Source organism: Spirillospora sp. CA-142024, assembly GCF_050942325.1.
Taxonomy (GTDB): Bacteria; Actinomycetota; Actinomycetes; order Streptosporangiales; family Streptosporangiaceae; genus Spirillospora.
In genome coordinates, this window is sequence record NZ_CP192077.1 from 1,195,812 (window position 1) to 1,212,878 (window position 17,067).

The 17,067-nt window shown below is 72.8% G+C and carries 12 protein-coding genes; 7 read left to right on the forward strand and 5 right to left on the reverse strand.

Features of this window, described 5'->3' with window-relative positions:
• Window positions 1–12: 12 nt before the first annotated feature.
• Complete coding sequence (locus ACQPZP_RS05930; protein WP_433476614.1) at window positions 13–1,503, reverse strand: sulfatase family protein; 1,491 nt, start codon at window positions 1,501–1,503, stop codon at window positions 13–15.
• 115 nt (window positions 1,504–1,618) lie between these two features.
• Here ACQPZP_RS05930 and ACQPZP_RS05935 point away from each other — a divergent pair, with 115 nt between their 5' ends.
• Window positions 1,619–3,064: a family 43 glycosylhydrolase gene (locus ACQPZP_RS05935; protein ID WP_433476615.1), complete on the forward strand. Its 1,446-nt coding sequence runs from the start codon at window positions 1,619–1,621 to the stop codon at window positions 3,062–3,064.
• Here the strand turns inward: ACQPZP_RS05935 and ACQPZP_RS05940 are convergent.
• From ACQPZP_RS05940 to ACQPZP_RS05955, 4 genes are read right to left on the reverse strand one after another with little or no spacing between them, the layout of a single operon-like run.
• The gene (locus ACQPZP_RS05940) at window positions 3,046–4,596 is read right to left on the reverse strand and encodes a glycosyltransferase family 39 protein (RefSeq protein ID WP_433476616.1); all 1,551 of its coding nucleotides are present in this window, start codon (window positions 4,594–4,596) and stop codon (window positions 3,046–3,048) included. The genes ACQPZP_RS05935 and ACQPZP_RS05940 overlap by 19 nt on opposite strands.
• On the reverse strand, window positions 4,580–5,560 hold the full coding sequence (locus ACQPZP_RS05945; RefSeq protein ID WP_433476617.1) for a glycosyltransferase family 2 protein: 981 nt from the start codon (window positions 5,558–5,560) through the stop codon (window positions 4,580–4,582). Before ACQPZP_RS05945 ends, ACQPZP_RS05940 begins: the two co-directional genes overlap by 17 nt.
• Complete coding sequence (locus ACQPZP_RS05950) at window positions 5,557–6,747, reverse strand: hypothetical protein (RefSeq protein WP_433476618.1); 1,191 nt, start codon at window positions 6,745–6,747, stop codon at window positions 5,557–5,559. The genes ACQPZP_RS05945 and ACQPZP_RS05950 overlap by 4 nt, the downstream gene beginning before the upstream one ends.
• Before the next feature lie 8 nt (window positions 6,748–6,755).
• Window positions 6,756–8,081, reverse strand: coding sequence for a hypothetical protein (locus tag ACQPZP_RS05955; protein WP_433476619.1), 1,326 nt, complete (start codon window positions 8,079–8,081; stop codon window positions 6,756–6,758).
• A gap of 136 nt (window positions 8,082–8,217) precedes the next feature.
• Here ACQPZP_RS05955 and glf point away from each other — a divergent pair, with 136 nt between their 5' ends.
• From glf to ACQPZP_RS05985, 6 genes are all read left to right on the forward strand, one after another.
• Complete coding sequence (gene glf / locus ACQPZP_RS05960; protein WP_433476620.1) at window positions 8,218–9,432, forward strand: UDP-galactopyranose mutase; 1,215 nt, start codon at window positions 8,218–8,220, stop codon at window positions 9,430–9,432.
• The gene (locus ACQPZP_RS05965; RefSeq protein ID WP_433476621.1) at window positions 9,429–11,498 is read left to right on the forward strand and encodes a glycosyltransferase; all 2,070 of its coding nucleotides are present in this window, start codon (window positions 9,429–9,431) and stop codon (window positions 11,496–11,498) included. The genes glf and ACQPZP_RS05965 overlap by 4 nt, the downstream gene beginning before the upstream one ends.
• Entirely contained in the window at window positions 11,495–12,364 is an 870-nt protein-coding gene (locus ACQPZP_RS05970) for an ABC transporter permease (protein ID WP_433476622.1), read from the forward strand. The genes ACQPZP_RS05965 and ACQPZP_RS05970 overlap by 4 nt, the downstream gene beginning before the upstream one ends.
• Before the next feature lie 3 nt (window positions 12,365–12,367).
• The gene (locus ACQPZP_RS05975; protein WP_433476623.1) at window positions 12,368–13,219 is read left to right on the forward strand and encodes an ABC transporter ATP-binding protein; all 852 of its coding nucleotides are present in this window, start codon (window positions 12,368–12,370) and stop codon (window positions 13,217–13,219) included.
• 63 nt (window positions 13,220–13,282) lie between these two features.
• Complete coding sequence (locus tag ACQPZP_RS05980) at window positions 13,283–15,961, forward strand: hypothetical protein (protein WP_433476624.1); 2,679 nt, start codon at window positions 13,283–13,285, stop codon at window positions 15,959–15,961.
• Window positions 15,948–17,045 (forward strand): class I SAM-dependent methyltransferase, encoded by a 1,098-nt coding sequence (locus ACQPZP_RS05985; protein WP_433476625.1) that lies wholly within the window; start codon window positions 15,948–15,950, stop codon window positions 17,043–17,045. The genes ACQPZP_RS05980 and ACQPZP_RS05985 overlap by 14 nt, the downstream gene beginning before the upstream one ends.
• Window positions 17,046–17,067 lie beyond the last annotated feature (22 nt).

A 17,067-nucleotide genomic window follows, 5' to 3' on the forward strand; every position in this document is an offset into this window, starting at 1 on the left:
GAACGAAATCCCTCAGCGGCTCCGTCCGGCGGAGGTGCAGCCCGCGCCCGCGCAGTGAGTCAGCGCGTAGAGCAGGGCCGACAGATGCCGGCGGCGCTCCTCCGGGAGCCCGGCGGCGATGTTGGTCAGCTCGTGCGGGTCGCGGGCCCGGTCGTAGTACTCGCGTTGCCCGTCGGCGTACTCCACGTAGAGCATGTCATCGGTGCGGAGCGCGTTGTAGGTCGTCGGCGAGCCGGGCGCGGAGTCCTGCCGGTCGGGGTCCAGCGGGGACGGCGCCGGCTTGACGTGCTCCACCAGCCCCGACTCGCGCCAGTCCGCGGGTTTCGCGCCGCGCAGGAACGGGACGAGCGACCGGCCGTCGGCCGCCACCGCCGGGCGCGCACCCGCCAGTTCCTGGAACGTGGGGGCCAGGTCGGTGTTCTGCGCGATCTCGCCGACCTCCCGCCCGGCGGGGACGGCCGGGCCGACGACGACGTACGGCACCCGGATGTCGGTGTCGAACGCGGTCATCTTCCCGCCGGCCAGCCGGTGCTCGCCCATGTGGAAGCCGTTGTCCGATCCGAACACCAGGTACGTGTCGCGGTCGAGGCCGAGGTCCTTCAGCGCCGTCCGGATCCGGCCGACCATCTCGTCGACGGACTGGACCATCCGGACCCGGTCGCGGAAGCCCGCGTCGATGCGGTCGATCCCCGGCCCGCGCAGCTTCGGATGCGACCGCAGCCAGGACGGCTTGTCGCGGAGGTCCGCCTCGTTGAACGACGGCGGCCGGGGCGCCTTCAGGTCGCCGAACAGCTTGGCGTGCCGCGGCGCGGGCACGAACGGGCCGTGCGGCGCGAAGGTCGCGATCTGCATGAAGAACGGCCCGAACCCGCTGGAGCGCTTGAGGAACTCCACGCCCTTGTCCGCCAGCACGTCGGTCAGGTAGTCCTGCGGCTCGGAACCGTAGTGGACGAGGCGGCCGTTCTCGTTCAGGTTGTAGTCGTACTCGGGGTACCCGTTGCCGCTGACGTGCCATTCGTCCCAGCCCGGCGGCACGTACGGTTTCGTCGAGCCCTGGGTGTCGTTGGGCTGGTAGCCGTTCATGTACTTGCCGAGCAGCGCCGTCCGGTAGCCGGCCTTCTGGAGGGACGGCGCGAACGACGCCTGCTCGCCGCCCTTGGCCTTGAAGACCTCGTAGCCGCCGTCGGGCGGGAAGTTCGTGCGCACCCCGGTGTTGTGCGGGTACCGGCCCGTGAAGATCGTGGCCCGGGAGGTGCAGCAGAGCGAGTCCGCCATGATGAAGTCGCTGAAGGTGAGGCCGTCCTTCTGCATCCGCTGCACCTGCGGCATGTGCGCGACGAGGTTCCAGGAGAGGTCGTCGGTGAGGACGAAGACGATGTTCGGCTTCTTCGGCGGCTTGCCCGCCCCCTGACCGGACGGCTCGTCCGGCTGGAGGAGGCAACCGCTCAGTCCGAGGGCGGCGACCAGGCACAGCACGGCCGTCAGCCGCCGATGTCGGATCAACGTCCGTGTCCCCTCCGTGATGCGATCGCCGGGCAAGCGTAACGATCCGGCCGCCGCTCCGCGTAGCCGGGCAGGTTGGCCGTTCTGCCTGGGTTGTTGGCATGATGCGGGTGCCATGAGGAGCACGAACCGGGGCCTGCGGGCGCTCGCAACGCTGATGCCGCTGGTCGCGGGGGTCGCGATCAGCGCTCTGGTCGCGTTGGTCGTCGGGCTCGCCGTCTCCGGCCGGCCCGCGCCGCGGCCCGGCTCCGGCGGGGCGCCGGGTGCGCCGCTGCCGAGCCCGGCGGGGGCGCCGGCGGCGCTCGACCCGGCCGGGTACTCGCCCGTCAAGCCGGTGATCGACGGGGCCTTCGCCGACCCGGCCGTGATCGAGGTGGCCGGGAGGTACTTCGCGTACGGCACCAACAGCGCGGACACGAGGCTACCGGTCGCGACGGCTCCGTCGCCGACCGGGCCGTGGACGGTGTCGCCCGGCGACGGCCTGGCCCGGCTCCCCGCGTGGGCGTCCGGCGGCTGGACGTGGGCGCCCGAGGTGGTCCCGCCACGCGGAACCGGCCCGTACGTGCTGTACTTCTCCGCTCGCCGGAAGGGCGGCGACGAGCAGTGCATCGGGGTGGCGACCGCGTCCTCGCCCGCCGGACCGTTCGTCCCGCGGGAGGGCGCGCCGCTGGTCTGCCCGCTGAACCTCGGCGGCGCGATCGACCCGGCGTCCTTCATCGAGCCGGACGGCGCCCGCTACCTGCTCTACAAGAGCGACGCCCGGAAGACGGCGGCGATCTACCTGGTCAGGCTGACCCCGGACGGGCTCGGCCTGGCCGGGCCCGCGAAGCGGATCATGACGCGCGCGGCCGGCGAACCCGTTCTCGTCGAGGCGCCGGACCTCGTCCGGCGGGGCGGGAAGTACGTCCTGCTGTACTCGGCGGGCTGGTACTTCCAGTCGAACTACCAGACCCGCTACGCGGTGGCGTCCTCGATCGAGGGCCCGTACCGGAAGGGCGGCCCGGTCCAGTCGACCGGCATGTACGGCAGGCGGATCGAGGGGCCGGGCAGCGCGGACGTGTTCGCCGACGAGACCGGCGACTACCTGTTCTTCCACGGCATCCTCGGCCATCACGGCGGCTCGAAGGTGACCCGCGGCATGTACGCCGCCCGCCTCGGCTGGGACGGCGCGCGGCCGGTCGTCCGGGGCGTCCCCGTCCGTTACGAGGCGGAGCGGGCGCGGCTGAACGGCTGCGTCCCGGCGTTCGGCCGGCGGGGCGCGTCCGGCGGCAGGGCGATCGGCCCGTTCGCCCGCGACGGCTGCCGGGTGGACGTGCCCGTGTTCGCGCCCTCCGCCGGGCGCTACCCGGTCCTGGCGCGGTACGCCAACCGGTCGGGGCGCGCCTTGGACCTGGAGGTGTCGGTGAACGGCTATGCCGCGGCGTCCCTGCGGCTGGACGCCACGGAGGTCGCCGGCTGGGCGTCCGCCACGGTGACGGTGGACCTCGCCGCGGGCTGGAACACGGTCGGCCTGCGCCGCCTGGACGGGCAGGGGCAGCTCGACTACCTGGAACTGCGGTAGGGGCCGGTCCGCTCGAACAGGGCGAGCCAGCCGCCCCGGTACGTCCAGACCCCGGCCTGCCGCCAGGGCCCGGCGGCCTGCACCGCCAGTTCCCGCCGCTCGATGACCGGGCCGTGCGGGTTGAGCGACCGGTGGTTCATCACCCATACCCGGTCCGCGCCGGCGAGCCTCGGCGGCAGGTCGCGCGGGGGCACGTCGCGGCCCTTGAGGTTGGCGTCGGTCACCGGGTCCACCTCCATGCCGACGTCGCGGAGCCGCCCGAAGACATCCGGGTAGGTGGCCGCACTCCACCGCACGGCCCCCGCGAGGTAGACGACGGCGTCGCCCGGCCGGGCGTGCGCGCGGATGACGTCCGCGGCCTTGTGCATGTTCTCCGGACGGCTGTCCTGCCGCCGGATGTGCATCTGGTCATGGACGGACGGGCCGACGAGCGCCACGACCGCGACCGCCGTCAGCGCAGTCCGCACGGCCGGGCGGGGCGTCGCATCGAAGATCCCGGCGAGTCCCGCGCCGGCGAGCAGCGCCACGGCGGGCAGGCAGAAGGTCGTGTACCGGTAGTAGAAGATCGGTTCGTGCACGCTGGCGGCGAGGAGCAGCACGGTCGGCAGCACGGCCCACGGCAGCGCGACGGCGGGCAGGGAGGGCGCTCCCCGGGAGGCGGCCTCACCGGGTTCACGCGAGCGTTTCATGACGGCCGCGACGATGCCGATCAGGGCGAGTATCACCACGGGCGCGACGAGCGCGGTGGTCCCGGTGAGGAACTGCACCTGCGTCCAGGCGACGTCCCAGGACGGCCGGGGGAGCCATTTCACCTGGCGTTTCTGATCCTGCGCCGCGAGCGCCAGGACGGCGAGCGGGGCCGTCGCCGCCGCCGTCGAGACCAGCCAGCGCACCCACGTCCCGGCCTTGGGGCGCGTCAGCAGCAAGGTGACGGCGTGCGCCGCCACCAGCAGGGCCCCGTCCAGATGCAGGAACCCCAGCGCGGCGACCGCCGGGACGTAGCCGGCGAACCATCGCCAAGGGTGTCGCTCTGCACGGTCCACGGCGCGGATGAGCAGGTACGTCGCGAGGACCGCGACCGCGGCCGTCAGGGCGTAGGAGCGCGCCTCCTGCGCCCACCGGCTCGTCTGGGGGTTCGCGGCCCACGCCAGCCCGGCCAGGAGCCCGGCGGACGTCCCGAGGCAGCGCCGGCCGATGACCGCGACGCCCGCGCCCGCCGCCGCCATGGCGAGCGCACTCGGCATCCGTAAGGAGAGCTCGCTCGTCCCGAACGCCGCCACCCACGGCTTCATGATCATGTAGTAGAGGGCGTGGACGAGGTCGAGATGCGGGAACACGGCCAGCATGTCGCCGTACGACCGCGTGGTCATGCTGATCGTGGCGGCCTCGTCCAGCCACAGCGACGGCGTGCCGATGCCGACGAGGGAGACGGCGAGCGTCAGCGCGGCCGGGACGAGCGGCAGCGCCGGCCCGGCGAGCCACCGAGCCGGGCGGGCCGTGTCGTCCCGAGGGCGGCTAGTCGTCTCGACCATCGGCGCCGCCGCCCGAGGGCGAGGTGACTCCGGTCTCCCGCAGCACCGCCGCGGTCGGTCTCGGCCGGGTGAACAGCCCGTCCTTGACTCCGCGGACCAGGGCGCGGCGCAGCACCGCCCGGTCGGAGGACCCCGCGAAGGTGCGGGCCCAGCGGCGCACCGTGGAACCGGCGTACAGGGCGCGCTCCGGCGGAGCGAGCCCGGGGCTGCCGGTGAACAGCCAGATCTTGTTGCGCACCTCGTAGAAGAACCGGTCGCCCGGGTCGGCGTCCGCCCCGCCGAACTCCTTGGTCTTGTGCACCACGATGCTCGCCGGGCAGAGCAGCCCGCGGCGGCCCCGCAGCAGCCGGGTCGTGAACTCGAAGTCGTCGTTCCACAGGAAGTAGTCGGCGACCGGCAGCCCGCGCTCCCGTACCGCCGCCGCGTCCACCAGCACGGACACGAAGGACGCGGACCGGATCGGCACGCAGCCCGCCGCGCGGGCGATCCGCGACTCGGCGACCGTCGCCCGGGGCTTCGGGCGCGGCGTGTTCATCGGATGGTCCCGGCCGTCGGTCCACACGACCCGGCTGGCCAGGAGCGCGGGCGGCCCGTCCTCCCCGGTCGCGGCCTTCTCGCGGGCGGACAGCAGCGCCTCCAGGGCCCCGGGTTCGGGGACCGTGTCGTCGTCCAGCAGCCACAGCAGCGCGGTGCCGCTGCCGAGCGCCCGGGCCATTCCGGCGCTGAAGCCGCCCGCCCCGCCGATGTTGCGGGACAGGACGAGCAGGTCCACGTCCGGGAACCGGTCGGCGACCATCGCGGCGGTCCCGTCGCCGGACGCGTTGTCCACGACGATGATCCGGTCCGGGACGCGGGTCTGGGCGCCGAGCGCGGTCAGCGACTCGTCCAGGAGGTCCCGCCGGTTGTAGGTGACGACGACCGCGGTGACGGACGGACCGCCGCGGGTCTTCGGGCCCCGCTTCACGCGTTCCGCCTGCCCGTGGCGCGCCGGGCGGCGCGTTGCAGCGCCGGCGACGGAGACGCGGCGGCGTCCATGAGCCGCTCAAGGTTCTCCCGCACGCCCTCCATCTCGCTGTTCAGGTGGGCGAGGCCGACGCGCTCGTGGGCCAGCGCCAGCTCCTCCAGAAGGTGCGCCACCACCCCGACGGACGCGGTCGCGACCAGCTCTTCGGGGACGTCGCCGGGCAGCATGGCGGCCTCCGGGGCCCGGGAGGTTGTCAGCTCGTCCAGGTCGCCGGCCACGTCGTAGCCCGAGGCGCGCAGCGAGCCGGCGAGCTCGCGGGTCCGCTCCGCGGCCCAGTCGGCGTGCCGCGCGGGCAGGCCCATACGGGTACGTCCCGTGCCGGCGGTCCCGCTGGTGAGGCCCTGCCCCACGAGGTGCTCGTGGACCATGCGCTCGTAGTCGCCGCCGAGCGCCGGGCCGATCCGCTCGTTCAGCCGGCGCAGCAGCTCCGCCTCGATCGCCGGCATGGGCTCGTCCCCGGCGATGCCGCCGAGATCGCAGACCCCGTCGTCGACGCCGATCAGCGTCCGGAACCGCTCCCACAGCAGGCCGGGACGGTCACCGGGCGCCGGCAAAGTGAGGACGTGGACGCGCTCCTTCGGCACCGCCCGCTCCCACGTCCCCAGCACCCGGACAGGATCGTGCAGGCCCCAGAACATCTCCCCGTACGGCTCGGGCGCGTCGATGCCGCGCGCGACGAGATCGTCGACGAAGCGCTCGAAGGTGATGGTGTGCGTGTGCCGGATCTGCTCCTGCCAGTCGAGGATCAGCTGCCAGCCCAGGTCGCGCGTGGCGTAGACCACGTGCACGTCGGCCGGTTCCAGCGCCTCCACCGCCCGCCGCACCTGCTGCTCGGTCGCGCCGCCGAGCAGGGCCTGGGAGAAGACGACGGTGGGGCCGTCCCAGTCGCGGGCGCGGCGCGCCATCCGGTCCCAGGCGCCGTCCCAGTTCGGGTCCCGGTGGCCGCCCCAGCTCATCTCCCGGAGGTCCATCACGGCCGCGAAGTGCTCCTGCGGACCGGCGATCGGGTAGCAGACCCCGGCGTCGCCCAGGCGCCGCCGGTTGAGCCACAGCGCGCGGTGCAGGAAGGCCGCCTCGGCGGCGGGCGCTCCCACGTGCAGGTAGACGGACTTTCCGCGGTCCCCCATGCGGGCGCTCACCTCGTTCTCGTGTCGGCGTCGGGCCGTCCCGGCCGGCCCTGGATCCTGCGGTAGGCGCCGCGCAGGCGCCCGGCCGCCGGATAGCGTTCCTTCGCGTTGCGCTTGGCCCGTTCCACGAGCGGCGCGGCGTCCTGGACCAGCCGGCCGGTCGTGTCCAGCAGATCGGCGGAGCCCGCCCGCAGCATGTCGATCTGGTCCCGGACGGGGATCTCCGCGCCCGGCACCGCGTCGCCGCGTTCCCGCCTCTCTTGGACGCGCCGCAGCAGGGCCGCGATGGCATCGACGCCGACGTCGGCCATCTCCGCCCAGCGCGGCTCGTCGGGAGGCGGCGCGACCGCGCGTCCGAGGGCGGGGCCGGAGGCCGGCTGCGGCATCAGGTCGTACAGGTCGCCCACCACGTCGTATCCGGCGGCGCGCAGCGCCTCGGCCGTCTCGATGGCCCGCCCGGTCGCCCACGGGACGTGCTCGCGGGGCAGTTCGATCCTGACCGGATGAGGACGCCCGGCCAGTACGTGCTGGGCGAGGAAGAGTTTGACGTCCTCGTTGTAGACGTGCCAGCCGAGGCGGCCGCCGAGCTCCTCGTTGAGGCGCAGCAGGAACTGCGTCTCGGACAGGCCGAGCGACGGGTTGCCGAACGTCCGGGACAGGTCGTAGGCGTCCGGGACGAGGCCGGTGGCTCTGCAGAACCGCCTCCACAGCAGGTCGCGGGGCGCCCCGGGCGGGGGCAGTGTGACGACGTGGACGCGTTCCGGCGGCAGGTGCGCGCCCCAGCGGCCGAGCACCCCGACGGGGTCCTGCAGCCCCCAGAACAGGCGCGCGCTCTCGTAGGCGCGCCAGTCCTGCCGCCGCAGGGCCGTCACGAACTCGCCGAAGGGGGTCGTGAACCGGTTCTTGACGTCCTCCTGCCAGTGCGCCGGGATCTGCCGGCCGAGGTCGCGCACGGTGAAGATCACGTGAACATCGGCGAAATCGAGGTCGGTCATGGCCTGGCGGATCCATTTGGGCCTGGCGGGCGCGAACAGCTCCTGGGAGATGATGACGGTTCCGGGCCAGTCGCGGGCCTCGGCGACCAGTTCCCGCCACGCCCCCCGGGTGGCCGGGTCGGATGCCTCCCGGAAGAACGTCCGGCGCAGGTCGAAGGCGGCGCGGACGTGGGCGGCGAGGTCGCGGCCCGGGTAGAGGACGCCGTGCTCGCGCAGCCGGTGCCGGTTGTGCCACAGCGCGTGCTGGAGGAACGTCGTGCCGCTCTTGGCCGCCCCGACATGCAGGAAGACCGCGGGGCGCGGACTCTGTGCCGCACTGCCGGGAGTGGGTGGGGCCACCGCGATCCTTGGGATTCCTGCGCCGGTACCGATCGAACCCCGGGTATCTTAGCCGCATTCCGTACATATGGATCGGCGGTGCCCGGGCGCGGCCAGGTCCTTCGCTCCCCGCACGAGACGGGATGGACACCGCTCAGTGAACGTTGATCTCGTGGTGGCCGGTTCGGGGTTCTTCGGGCTCACGGTCGCCGAACGATGCGCCGCCGCGCTCGGCCTGCGCGTGCTCGTGCTCGACCGCCGCGACCACATCGGCGGGAACGCCTACAGCGAGCCGGAGCCGGAGACGGGCATCGAGGTGCACCGCTACGGCGCGCACCTCTTCCACACCTCCAACGAGAGGGTGTGGGAGTACGCGAACCGGTTCACCGCCTTCACCGGCTACCGGCACCGCGTGTACTCCACGTACAAGGGCCGGGTCTACTCGATGCCGATCAACCTCGGCACGATCTGCGAGTACTTCGGCCGGGCCTTCACCCCGGACGAGGCGCGGGCGCTGATCGCCGGGCAGGCCGCCGAGGTGACGGACCCGGCCAACCTGGAGGAGCAGGCGATCTCGCTGATCGGCCGCCCCCTGTACGAGGCGTTCATCCGCGGGTACACGGCCAAGCAGTGGCAGACCGACCCGCGCGACCTGCCCGCGGAGATCATCACGCGGCTGCCGGTGCGGTACACCTTCGACAACCGGTACTTCAGCGACACTCACGAGGGGCTCCCGGTCGACGGCTACACCGCCTGGCTGGAGCGGATGGCCGACCATCCGGGCATCGAGGTCCGGCTGAACACCGACTTCTTCGACCTGCGGGACGACGTGGTCGGCAACGTGCCCGTCGTCTACACCGGCCCCCTGGACCGCTACTTCGACCACGCCGAGGGCGAGCTGGGCTGGCGGACGCTGGACTTCGAGACGGAGGTCGTGCCGACGGGCGACTTCCAGGGCACACCGGTCATGAACTACGCCGACGAGGACGTCCCGTACACCCGGATCCACGAGTTCCGCCACTTCCACCCGGAGCGTGCCGAGTACCCGGCCGACCGGACGGTGATCATGCGGGAGTACTCCCGTGCCGCGGCGCGCGGCGACGAGCCGTACTACCCGGTCAACACCGCCGCCGACCGGGCCCGCCTGCTCGCCTACCGCGAGCTGGCGAGCCGCGAGGAAGGCGTGCTGTTCGGCGGGCGGCTCGGCACCTACAAGTACCTCGACATGCACATGGCCATCGCGAGCGCGCTCAGCATGGTCGACAACAGGCTGCGTCCCCATTTCGGCGAGGGCTCGCGTCTTAATAACAGACCCGGGGGATCTCGGGGGCCGTCCCCTCAGCCCGGGCTACGTGGAGGTGTGGACGAGTGACCGAGCATGCCGAGACGTCCGGCGAGTCCGGCGACGCCGCGGGCCTGCGGGTGCTGCAGCGCGTCGTGATGCCGGTGGACCGCGACCTCGACGTCCTCAAGCTGTACGTCGAGGGCGAGATCGCCCGGGGTGCGGAGGCGGTCGCCGCCGAGGCCGCCGCGGAGGACGGCATCGTCACGGGCCTGGCCGAGGACGTGGGCCGCCGCAGCGTGGTCGTGCCGGTGGGGCGCCGGGTCTCGTTCGCCACCTACTTCAACGCCTTCCCCGCCAGCTACTGGCGGCGCTGGACGTCGGTGGAGGAGGTCGTCCTCCGGGTCCGCGTGCGCGGCGAGGCCACCGTGATCGTCTACCGGTCCAGCGCGAAGGGGCACATCCAGCGCGTCGACTCCGTCCGCGTCGACTCCGAGACATCCCGCGAGGAGACGTTCCGGCTGCCGCTGCGCCCGTTCATCGACGGCGGCTGGTACTGGATGGACATCCTCGCCGGGGAGGGCAACGCTGTGTTGGAGCGTGCCGACTGGTGCGCGGACATGAGCGCGTCCGGGCCCGTCCGGCAGGGGCGGGTCAGCCTCGGCATCACCACGTTCGACCGTCCCGGCTTCTGCGTCGACCAGCTCCTCGCGCTCGGCGGCGCCCCGGAGGTCCTGGACGTGGTGGACGCGGTCTACGTGGTCGACCAGGGCAGCGACCGCGTCCGGGACGACGCGAACTACGAGCGCGCCGCGGCGGCGCTCGGCCCGAAGCTGCGCGTCATCGAGCAGGGCAACCTCGGCGGATCCGGCGGGTTCTCCCGGGCCATGGACGAGACCCTCAAGGCCGGGACGAGCGATTACGTCCTTCTTCTCGACGACGACGTGGTCACCGAGACCGAGGGCGTGCTGCGCGCCGTCGCGTTCGGGGACTTCGCCCGCACGCCGACGATCGTGGGCGGGCACATGTTCAACCTGTTCGTCCGCTCGCAGCTGCACGCCTACGGCGAGACCATCGGCCGGTACCGCTGGTGGTGGGAGGAGGCTGCGCACACCAAGCGCGAGCACGACTTCGCCCTGCCGCCCGACCCGAACCCCCGCGCGAAGACGAGCTCGGGCAGCCTCCGCAAGACGAAGTGGCTGCACCGGCGCGTGGACGTCGACTACAACGGCTGGTGGATGTGCCTCATCCCCACCGACGTCGTCCGCAAGGTCGGGCTGTCGATGCCGATGTTCATCAAGTGGGACGACGCCGAGTACTGCGTCCGCGCAGGCGAGGCGGGCTTCCCGACCGTGTCGCTGCCCGGCATGGCCGCCTGGCACGTCCCCTGGCAGGACAAGGACGACGGCATCGACTGGCAGGCGTACTTCCACGAGCGCAACCGCCTGGTCACCGCGCTGATGCACTCGCCGTACGAGCGGGGCGGCAACCTGGTCAAGGAGAGCTACATCATCTCGGTGAAGCACGCTCTCGCCATGCAGTACTCCACCGCCGAGCTGATGCTGTCGGCGATCGAGGACGTGCTGAGCGGCCCCGAGCACATGCACGCGGGGATCTCCACCAAGCTCCCGGACATCCTGGCGTTCCGCGCCGCGTTCCCGGACGCGCAGAACCGCACCAGCCACGAGGAGTTCCCGCAGGTCCGCAGGAACAAGCCGCCCAAGCGCGGGCGCGGGTTCAAGCCGCCGAAGGGCAAGGTGAACGTGCTGACGAGCGCGATGCTCGGCACCCTCAGGCAGCTCCGGCCGGTGGACTCCGGCTCGGAGGGGAACCCGCAGGTGGTCGTCCCGCACATCGACCGGCACTGGAGCCTGCTGTCGCAGGTCGACAGCGCCCTTGTCTCCTCGGCCGACGGCACCAAGGTCGCCTGGTACCAGCGCGACCCGGAGCGTTTCCGGACGCTGCTCAGACGCACGTCGCTGCTGCACGCGAGGCTCAGCCGTGAATGGCCGGAGCTGAGCCGCCGGTACCGGGCCGCCATGGCCGAGATCTCCTCACCCGAGGCGTGGCGGGCGACCTTCGATAATGCGGTTCCGGGGGGTGCGGGGGGTCGTCCCCCCGCACGGAACACGGCGGACGGGAGCGGGCCCCGGTGACCGTCACGCCGATCCGCGCGGACGAGGGGCTGCGGGCGCCGGGAGGCGACGGCGGCCTGCGCCAGACGCTGCGGGAGAAGTACCTGCTGCGGCTGCTGGTCCGCCGCGAGCTCAGGGCGCGCTACAAGGGCTCGCTGCTGGGTCTCGGCTGGTCCTATGTGCGGCCGGCGGTGCACTTCGCCGTCTACTTCTACGTCATCGGCATCTTCCTCGGCATGGACGACCGGGTCGAGGACTTCTCGGTCTACCTGTTCTCGGGCATGGTCCTGATCAACCTGTTCACCGAGACGCTGCACTCGGCGACCCGGTCGGTGACGGGGAACGCGCCGCTCGTCCGGAAGGTGTTCCTGCCGCGCGAGCTGTTCCCGGCGGCCTCGGTGCTCGTCTCGCTGGTGCACTTCCTGCCCGGGCTCATGATCCTGCTGGGCGGGGCCGTCGCCGCCGGGTGGCGCCCGTCGCCGGCCGAACTCGGCGCGGCCGCCTTCGGCTTCGCGATCGTGCTCGTCTTCGGGTTCGGTCTCGGGCTGCTGTGCTCGGCCGTGAACGTCTTCTTCCGCGACCTGGAGCAGGTCGTGGACATCTCGATGATCGTCATCACCTGGTCGGTGCCGATGATCTATCCGTGGACCCACGTCCAGACGCACGCGCCCGGCTGGGTGCTGGACGTCTACCTCGCCAACCCGCTCGTCAGCGCGGTCTCGCTGTTTCAGCGGGCCTTCTGGTTCTCCGGCACCCACGGCGACTTCGCCTTCCCGCCCCACCTGTACGCCCACGCCGCCGTCTCCTTGGCGGTGAGCGTGCTCGTGTTCGCCGCCGGCCACGCGGCGTTCTCCCGCATGCAGACGCGCTTCGCCCAGGAGCTGTGACCGTTGACCTCCCCACCGTTGGCACCGTCCGCCCCCTCGATCGTGATCGACCGCGTCACGAAGAACTTCACGCTGCGGCACGCGCGCTCGATCAAGGAGATGAGCGTCCGCGCGTTCCGGGGGCAGAGCCTGTCCGACCGGTTCCGGGCGCTGGACGAGGTGAGCCTCACCATCAGCCAGGGCGAGACCGTGGGGCTGATGGGGCTCAACGGCTCCGGCAAGAGCACCCTGCTCAAGCTCATCTCCGGGGTGATGCGCCCGGACGCCGGGTCGGTCCTCGTCCGCGGCCGGATCGCCGGGCTGATCGACGTCGGCGCCGGCCTGCACCCCGAGCTGACCGGCCGGGAGAACGTCTTCCTCAACGGCGCGATCCTCGGCATGTCGCAGGCCGAGATCACCCGGAAGTTCGACGCGATCGTCGAGTTCTCCGGGGTCGAGCGGTTCCTGGACGACCAGGTGAAGTTCTACTCGTCCGGTATGTTCATGCGGCTGGCCTTCTCGATCGCCGCGCACACCGAGCCGGACGTGTTCCTGATCGACGAGGTGCTGGCCGTCGGCGACCCGCCGTTCCGGGAGAAGTGCCTGGCGCGCATCCGCGAGCTGCGCGGCGAGGGCCGCACCATGGTCATCGTCGCGCACGACATCAAGATGCTCGTCGGGCTCTGCGACCGCGGCGTCACCATGCGGCAGGGCCGGGTGATCTTCGATGGGCCGACCGAGGAGGCCGGCCGGCTGGTGCGCGAGGACCGCGCCGCCCGCCGCGCCGCCGCCCGCGAAGCCGCCGCGGGCGATGCCGGCGTCCGCATGGGGGCCGCACCGGGGGATCTCGGCGGATCGGGAGCTTTCGGTGGATAAGGTGTCCCGGACCGCGGCGGGGGCCGCCGGGAGCGCGTGCAGGACCAGGGGAGAGGTGCGGCGTTGACCAAGCAGGTATCCGGCGGTCCGTTGCTCGACAACGTCCACCGAATCATCGCCGACAAGGCGTGCACCGTCCTGTCCCTGGACATCTTCGACACCGTGCTCTGGCGCCGGGTACCGCGGCCCGCCGACGCGTTCGCGCTGCTCGCGTCCCGGATGCGGGACGCGGGGCTCTGCCCGCGGTGGGTGACCGACGCGACGCTCCGCCGGATGCGGATCGCCGCCGAGGACACCGCCCGCCGCGGCCGCGACGCCCTCGGCACCGAGGTCTCGCTGTTCGACATCTGGCGCGCCATGCCGGACGGCGTCTTCGGCGCCGCGCCCCTGGAGCAGCTGGTCGAGGCCGAGCTCCTGCTGGAGCGCGAGCTGACCGTCGTGGACCTGGACGTCGCCGAGATCGTGAAGGCCGCGCGCAAGCAGGACATCCAGGTCGTCCTGGTCTCCGACACGTACTTCACCGACGACCAGCTCGCCCGGCTCCTCGACCGGCCGGAGCTGGGCCCGATGGAGGGCGTCCGGATCTTCCGGTCGAACCAGCACGGCACCGCCAAGGCGTCCGGGCTCTGGGAGATCGTGCTGCGCGATCTCGGCCGCAGCCCGGAGCAGATCGTGCACATCGGCGACCACGAGGTCGCCGACCACGAGGTCCCCGGCGAGCTGGGCATCCGCACGGTGCACTACCGCAGGCTCGACGACGACTACCTGGACGTCCTGAAGCGGGAGAAGGAGCCCGTCCAGCCGTTCGGCGACCACGCGCCCGACCTGGACGACCGGCACGGCGACTTCGGCCTCACCAGCCTGCGCGCCAAGGCCGTCCACTCGGGCGTCCCGTTCACCACCTCCGCGCTCGACGTCGCGTGGCGGTACGGGGCGGGCGTCCTCGGCCCGGTGCTGACCGGCTTCGCGGAGTGGGCGGCGTGGAAGGCGCACGAGGCCGGGACGCGCCGGCTCTGGTGCTCGATGCGCGAGGGCGAGCTACTCTCCCGGCTGATCAACGAGGCCGCCGCGGCGCGCGGCTGGGACGTCCGCGCCGCCCCCGTGTGGCTGTCCCGTTTCGTGACCTCGCTCGCCGGGCTCGACCCGCACGACACGGCCGCGGTGCACGCCTTCGTCCGCACGGGTTACCGGCTGACCGTCCGGCAGGCCCTGTCCGTCCTGGAACTGCAGCCCGGCGACGTGCCGGGCCTCGCGACGGAGCTGGACACCGTCATCGACAACGGCGACATCGCCGACCGGGTCGCCCGCGCGCTGACCGAGACGCCGCACCTGTGCAACCGGCTCGCGGTGACCGTGACCGCCGCCCGCGAACGCATGATCAAGTCGCTGCGGGACGCGGGCGCGCTCGACGACGAGGCGCTCGCCGCGGGCGAGCTGACGCTCGTCGACCTCGGCTGGGGCGGGACGATCCAGCGCCAGCTCGCGCGCGCCCTGGAGATCGCCCGCATCGACGTCCGGCCGGCCGGGCTGTACTTGGCCACCGACAACCGGGCCGAGCGGGTCTACATGGCCGGGCTGCGCGCCGAGGGCTATCTGGCGCAGGCCGGGCACCCGGCGCACGTCGCGGCGACCGTCACGCGCAGCCCCGAGATCGTGGAGCAGTGCGTCAACGCGCTGTGCGGATCGCTGATCGGCTACACCGAGGAGGGCGCGCCGGTCCTCGGCCAGACGGCCGACTCGCCGTCCCAGAACGCCGAGCGCCGGACCGTGCAGGACGGCGTCCTGGCGTTCCAGCGGATGTGGAACAGATACGTCGCCGCCTCCGGCGGGGCGTGGCCGGACCTCGCCCGCCCGCGCGCGGCGCGGGACCGGCTGGCCCGGATCCTGGTGGCCGCGCTGGAGTCGCCCACCGCCGACGAGGCCGCCGTCTTCGGCAACTGGACCCACGAGGACAACTTCGGTTCGTCCCTGGTCACGACGCTGCTGCCCGCCGACCTCAAACCCGCCGTCCCCTACCTGTCGCCGGGCGACCTCGACGACCTGAACATGCGCGACTCGTTCTGGCCCGGGCTGCTCGCCGCCTCCGACACCGGGCTCGGCGCCATGGCACGGGCCGTCGCGGACGGCGCCGTCGACGCGGCGGCGTTCGACCCGTCCGGGGAGAGGTACGAGACGCGGCTGCGGTACCGGACGGCGGACGACCGGTGGCACGAGCCCATCCGCCGCCGCGTCCGGATCAACCACAACGGGCTGTCGTTCTCCCGGCTGTCGTTCGAGCACCACGACACGGTCGACATCTCGCTCGCCATCCCCGGCCGTCCCGCGATCGTGCGGGTCGACTGGATCGAGGCCAGGGTCATCGCCGGCGGCCGGCAGCGCGAGCGGGTGCTGCGCTGGGACAAGCCCGAGGACTTCGTCGGCCTCCACTACGCCGACTGCCGCTACCTCGGCGGGAACCTGATGGAGTTCGACACCTTCTACGCGGCGGTGTGGCTCCCGCTCGCCCGCCGCGCCGGGGTGCCGGCGGTGTCGTCGGGACAGGTCACGATCGCGTTCGCGATGCTGCCGCAGTCGATGACCGGCATGGCGCCGCGGATGCCGGTCGACCGGAAGGCGGAGCGGTCCGCCCGGGCCGCGCGGCTCACCGACCGGCTCCGCGAGGAGTACCGGGCGGCCGGCGTCAAGGGCGTCGCCGCCGGTGCGGGACGAGTGGCCAGGAGGAAGCTCGGTGACACGACGTGACTTCGGGGCGGCCGCCGCGGGGTCTCCCGGCGACCCGCACGAGCAGGCCCGCGCCGCCCGCGAACAGCCGCTGCTGCTGCACTCGATGTCGGTGTTCCGGGAACTGTACGAGGCGATCTCCGGCTGCCGGGAGATCGCCACGGTGGTCGAGGTCGGCGTGGAGTCGGGGCAGGTCAGCTCGCTGTACGCCGATCTGGGCGCGACCGTGCACTGCGTCGAGCCCGCGCCCGACGACGACCTGCGCGCCGTCCTCGCCGAGGACCCGCGGCTGAACCTCGTGGAGGGCCTGTCCCCGGCGGTGCTCCCCGGACTCCCGGTGGCGGACCTCTACGTCCTGGACGGCGACCACAACTACGCGGTGGTCCGCGACGAACTCGCCTGGATCATGGCGAACGCGCCGGACGCGGTGGTCGTCCTGCACGACGTGCTGTGGCCGTGCGGGCGCCGCGACTTCTACTACCAGCCGTCGCCCTTGGACCCGGAGGACCTGCACCCGGCCACGGCGGACGGCCCCACGGTGTGGCACGACGACCTCACCCCCGCGGGCTTCGTCGGCGGCGGCGCGTTCACGGTGGCCGAGCACGCGGGGGGCCCGCGCAACGGCGTGCTCACGGCCGTCGAGGACGCGCTGGACGAGGCCGGTGACTGGAGGTTCCGGATCGTCCCGGCCGTGTTCGGGTTCGGCGTGCTGGCCAGGGCGGGGTCGCCCGGAGCGGACGAGATCTTCGAGGCGCTGCGGCCCTACACGTCCTCACGTCTGCTCGCGGCGATGGAGAACAACCGCATCGCCTCCTACACCCGCATCCTGCAGTTGCAGTACGAGGCGGAGGCGCGCACGGACGACACGAACCGCCTGACCGAGACCGTCGCCGCCCAGCAGCGGGAGATCGCCCGCCTGCGGTCCGAGCTCGACCGGTCCAGGACCGAGCTCGCGGCCAGGCGCCGGGAACCGCAGGAGCCGGCAGAGAAACCGGGTCAGAGCGTCGCGCCTCCCGCCGGGGAGCCCGAACTGGGCGAGGCGGTGTCGCATCTCGGGCGGGCGCTCTCCGCCCGGCTGCGCAGGACGCCCGGCCGGCCGCGATGACCACATCTCCAGCAGAGGGAGC